This window comes from Streptomyces sp. P5F9 (genome assembly GCF_057961495.1).
Genome location: NZ_JBXVPZ010000620.1, coordinates 1 through 4,744, shown reverse-complemented (window position 1 = coordinate 4,744; position 4,744 = coordinate 1). Strand labels below are relative to the sequence as shown.

Sequence of the window (4,744 nt, the reverse complement as noted above, 5' to 3'; positions counted from 1 at the left end):
CCCTTGTACATGCCCGTGATCACCGTCCACACGTCGGCCAGGTCGGCGGCCGCGGTGCCCGCCCGGGTGGCGCGGCCGCCGACCTGGCCGACGTGTGGACGGTGATCACGGGCATGTACAAGGGCTACACGGCCGGCGACCGCGACCGTATCGACGCCTTCCTCGACCCCGAGGCCACCATCTGGGACTCGGCGACCTCCGAACTCATCAGCGGCAGAACGGAGTTGAACCGCGTCCGGGACGCGCGTCCCACGTCCGACGACGGTCCCGCCGAGACCGGCCTCACGCCGTACGGCCAAGTCGTCGACGTTTTCGGGGACTTGGCCGTGGCCCGCTACTGGCTGCGGGTCGACTTCCGTGCGGCCCCTTCGGAGTTGGCCCGCAACACCGCGGTCCTACGGCGTGCGCACCCCGACGGTCACTGGCTCGTCGTGCATCTGCACGAGGACATCCAGTGAATAGAGTGACCGGTGAGGCGCGGGGGCCTGTTCCCTCTACTATGTCGGGGTCCGGTCCGGGCGTGTCGTCCGAGGACTGGTGTCGCATCCCCGCACCCCCGCTGGGCAACGGGGTTGGAGCCCAGTCGAGTTGACCTCACGGTGGATCTGGTGACTCTCGGTTCCACCCAAGGAGGACATGTCCCGTGCTTTCGCTCGATGGCTCCGACCCATCGCACATAGGTCGTTACCGTCTGGTCGGCAGACTCGGCGAGGGCGGGATGGGGAGGGTGTACCTCGCGCGTTCGCCGGGCGGCCGTCCCACCGCCGTCAAGGTGATCAACGACCAGCTGCGCCATGACGAACACGCCCTCAGCCGGTTCCGCCGCGAGGTGGAGACCCTGGGTACGGTCCGCAGCGCGTACACGGCGTCGCTCATCGACGCGGAGCTGGACACACCGCCGTACTGGCTCGCCACCGAGTATGTGCCGGGGCCCACGCTGCACGCCGCGGTCGTGACCAACGGACCGCTCCCCGCCGACCTGGCCCGGGTCATGCTGGCCGCCCTCGCCGAGGGGCTGGACGCCATCCACGTCCGCGGTGTGTGGCATCGGGACCTCAAGCCGCACAACGTCATCCTCTCCGCGACCGGCCCTCAACTGATCGACTTCGGCATCGCCAGGACCACCGGCACGTCCAACCTGACGCAGGTCGGCGGAGCGATGGGCAGTCCCGGGTTCATCGCGCCGGAGACGATCACGGGCGGCGAGACCGGTCCGGGCGCGGACGTGTTCGCCCTCGGGGCCACGCTGGCGTTCGCCGTCACCGGCCGCCCGCCTTACGGGGACGGGCCGTTCGCGGCCGTGTCCTACCGTTCGGTGCACGGGGAGATCGACCTACGGGGTGTGGACGCGGGCGTCGCCGAGCTGATCGCCGCCTGCGCGCAGAGCGACCCCGCTCTGCGCCCCACCCCGCATCAGATCGTCGAACTCTGCCGGGCCGAGGCCGATCTGGTCCACCATCCCGCCTATCAACGGGCCCTCGCCGTGGGCTCGTTGACGGACCGGGAACGTGCCGCGACCGTCGCCGACAGCGGGGGCGATGCGTCGGCCGTAGCCCCGGATGCGGTGACGGCCGTAGCTCCGCAGGCGGCGGCCTTGGACGGCGGCGCGCGGGAAGCCCACGCAGCCACCCTTCTCGCGCCGAACCCGGGCCTCGACACCCCCACGCAGCCTCACGCGGCAGACATGTATGCCCCCTATCCGGGGGGAACCGGTCCGACTCCGCCCCTGGACGGCGGAGGCACCGGAAGAGACCGCGGGCGGCGCAGGCTGTGGACCGTCATCGGCGCGGCCGCGCTGGTCGTCGTCGCCGGCTCAGGGCTGTTCCTGTTCAACACCCTCGACGACAAGGGCAAGGACAAGAGCAAGGACTCGTCGTCCGCCCATGTCACGCCGTCCGCCGGCGCCGGCCGCGCGACCCAGGCGTCGGCCTCCCCGTCCGAAAGCGGAGCGACGGCGTCCCCGTCCCCTTCTGCCTCGGGCACAGGTGACGGCAACTTGGCCGACGCCGTGGTGGTGAAGTCCCCCTACACGTTCGACGCCGGGACATTCGTGCAGACTGTGCGCTCGAAACTGATCATGCAGACGGACGGCAACCTCGTGCTCTACGACGCGGCCGGAACGGCACATTGGGCGAGCCAGACCCAGGGCACGGGCAACACGGCCGTGTTCCAGTCGGACGGCAACCTCGTGGTCTACGACGCTCAGCACCAGGCGCTGTGGAGCAGCAACACGCAAGGTGCCACCGGGGCCGTGCTCAAGGTGCTGGAGGACGGCAACATGGTCATAGCGACGGACGCCGCGGTCGTCTGGCAGACCAACACCGCGAGTTGAGGGCTGGGGACGGCGCGGGTCGATGAGGCGCGAACTCGGCTGACGGATCAGCTGAGTTGTCGCGCCCTGGGCGGGCCCGGAAGATCATGCGAGAGTGAGCGCATGACGGCACCAGAAACCACGGTCGTGGCGGTCGACGAGGTCGAGGAACTCGCGGTGGACGGGCTGCGCTGGCTGATCGGGGCGGCGCGAGAGACCTCCGGAGGAGGCCTCGCCTGGTCGGGAAAGCCCTCGGACGACGAGCCGAACCCGTCCCTCTACAGCGGTACGGCCGGGAACGTTCCCGCACTCCTGGAAGCGTGGCGGCACTTCGGCGACGACTCCTACGCCGACGCGGCCCTGCGGGCGGGCCTCAGTCTCGCCGATGCCGTCGACGGCGTCGATGACGACTCCCTCTATTTCGGCCGCACCGGAGTGGCCCTCGTCCTGCGGACCCTGCACGAAGAACTCGGCGACGCGGCCGCCGGTGCCGCCGCCGACCGTGCGCTGGAACTCGTGCGGTCACGCTTCGACGGGACCCGCTGGGGCGAACTGTTCGAGCTGATGGGCGGCAACGCGGGGATCGGCCTCGGCGCACTCCTGGCCGGCGACTCCGACCTGGCCGTCCTCGCCATGGAGCCGTACCTGCGGACGGCGGAGCAGACTCCGGCGGGCGTCCACTGGCCCCACCGCACGGGCATCGCATCCCGTCTGCACCACATCTCGCACGGCACACTCGGCATCGTCCTGGGGCTCGCCCGGGTCGGCGAAGCCACCGGCCGCGCGGACCTGGTCGAGGTGGCGCTGGCCGGTGCCGCGGACGTCGTGTCGCGCGACGAGGCGGGGCCGGAAGGCTTCCTGGTCCGGCACTCCACCCCGCAGTTCCGCCCCGACGTGATCGAGCCCGTCAGCTATGGCTGGTGCCACGGCCCGGCCGGTGACGCCCAGGTCTTCCGGCTCCTGCGGGACATCACGGCCGACCCCGCCTGGTCCGCCCTCGCCGACCGCTGCTGGCACACGGTCACCCACTCCGGTCTGCCCCAGCGGCTGCGCCCCCGCTTCTGGGACAACAACGGCCGCTGCTGCGGCACCGCGGGCGTCCTCGCCCTGGCCTGCGACCGGATCGCCGAACAGAAGGAACCGCAGGAGCAGCAGGACCCGTACGGCTTCGCCGACGTCCTCGTCGCGGACCTGGCCGCCCGCGCGATCCGGGACAGCGACGGCGCCCGCTGGTCCAACGTCGAACACCGGGCCACCCCGAGCGACCTCGAACCGTTCACGGGCTGGGGGATGGGCAACGCGGGCATCGTCCGCGAACTCCTGCGCTTCGTACGGCTCGGCCGAGGAGGCGATCCGCGCTACGCGTTCGCGTGGCCGGACCAGCCTCCGGTGGACGCCCAGGACACGGGCCGCCGCTAGGGCCTGTCCGGCGGATCATGCCGCAGACGCGGGGCCTGGCACGCACATCTGCGGCGTTGTCGTCGGTTGCCAACGCTCCGCGTTGCCGCCCTCCTCCGCCTTGCAGCTGCACGCACCAGGCCCCGCTCACCGGCGCTGATCAGATACCGTCGGTCTCCTGCGACCTGATCCGCCGGACAGGCCCTAGCGGACCCGCGCCACCGCCGCGTAGATCCCGCTGCCTTCCGGAGCCTCCTCCGGCGCCGGCGGATTCCACTCCGTCGCCGTCACCAGGCCGGGCGGCACCAGTTCGAGGTCGTCGAAGAAGCGGGCCACCTCGGGGCGGGTGCGGAAGCCGAGCTTGATGCCGCCCTTGGCGTACTCGGCGGTGACCTGGGCGGCGAGTTCGGGGTACAGGTCGGACGCGGCGTGGGACAGGACCAGGTAGCTGCCGGACGGCAGGGTCGCGACGAGGTTGCGGACGATGCCGTGGGCGTCCTGCTCGTCCGGGATGAAGTGCATCAGCGCGATCAGCGAGAGGGCGATCGGGCGGGTGAAGTCCAGGACGTGGCGGGCGTGTTCGACGATGAGCTCGGGCTCGCGCACGTCGGCCTGGATGTAGTCCGTGACCCCGTCGGGGTGACTGATCAGCAGGGCCTCGGCGTGACGCAGGACGATCGGGTCGTAGTCGGTGTAGACGACCTTCGCCGTCGGCACGGTCCGCTGGACGATCTGGTGCAGGTTGGGCTCGGTCGGGATGCCCGTGCCGATGTCCAGGAACTGGTCGATGCCCTGGCCGGCGAGCCAGGTCGCCGCGCGGTGCATGAACTCGCGGTTCTGCCGCGCCGCGTCCTTCGCCTCGGGCGGCAGCTTCTCTCCCACGGCCTCGTCGACCGGGTAGTTGTCCTTGCCGCCCAGCAGCCAGTCGTAGACCCGCGCGGGGTGTGCCTTGCCGGTGTCGATCTGCGGTGACGGCTTGGGGTCGGTCGTCATGGCAACTCCATCGCGGCAGGTGAGAAGGGTGGGCGAGAAGGG

At 71.0% G+C, this 4,744-nt stretch carries 4 protein-coding genes; 3 read left to right on the top strand and 1 reads right to left on the bottom strand.

The window, feature by feature from the left end:
• The 3 genes from AC31A1_RS47060 to AC31A1_RS47050 all read left to right on the top strand — a co-directional run.
• Positions 1-458 (top strand): DUF4440 domain-containing protein (locus tag AC31A1_RS47060; protein WP_489659203.1); only part of this gene is annotated, 458 nt, incomplete at its 5' end.
• A 185-nt stretch (positions 459-643) separates the two neighbouring features.
• A complete protein-coding gene (locus AC31A1_RS47055) occupies positions 644-2,332 on the top strand; it encodes a serine/threonine-protein kinase (RefSeq protein ID WP_489659202.1) in 1,689 nt (562 codons plus the stop codon).
• Between the two features lie 102 nt (positions 2,333-2,434).
• Positions 2,435-3,730: a lanthionine synthetase LanC family protein gene (locus AC31A1_RS47050; RefSeq protein WP_489659201.1), complete on the top strand. Its 1,296-nt coding sequence runs from the start codon at positions 2,435-2,437 to the stop codon at positions 3,728-3,730.
• Positions 3,731-3,913: 183 nt separating this feature from the next.
• Here the strand turns inward: AC31A1_RS47050 and AC31A1_RS47045 are convergent, their stop codons facing one another.
• Positions 3,914-4,702, bottom strand: coding sequence for an SAM-dependent methyltransferase (locus tag AC31A1_RS47045; RefSeq protein ID WP_489659200.1), 789 nt, complete (start codon positions 4,700-4,702; stop codon positions 3,914-3,916).
• Between the last annotated feature and the right edge of the window lie 42 nt (positions 4,703-4,744).

Bases quoted from the DNA above. Each gene is read 5' to 3' on its own strand.
- AC31A1_RS47045 (WP_489659200.1), bottom strand. From the start codon at position 4,702: ATGACGACCGACCCCAAGCCGTCACCGCAGATCGACACCGGCAAGGCA.
- AC31A1_RS47050 (WP_489659201.1), top strand. From the start codon at position 2,435: ATGACGGCACCAGAAACCACGGTCGTGGCGGTCGACGAGGTCGAGGAA.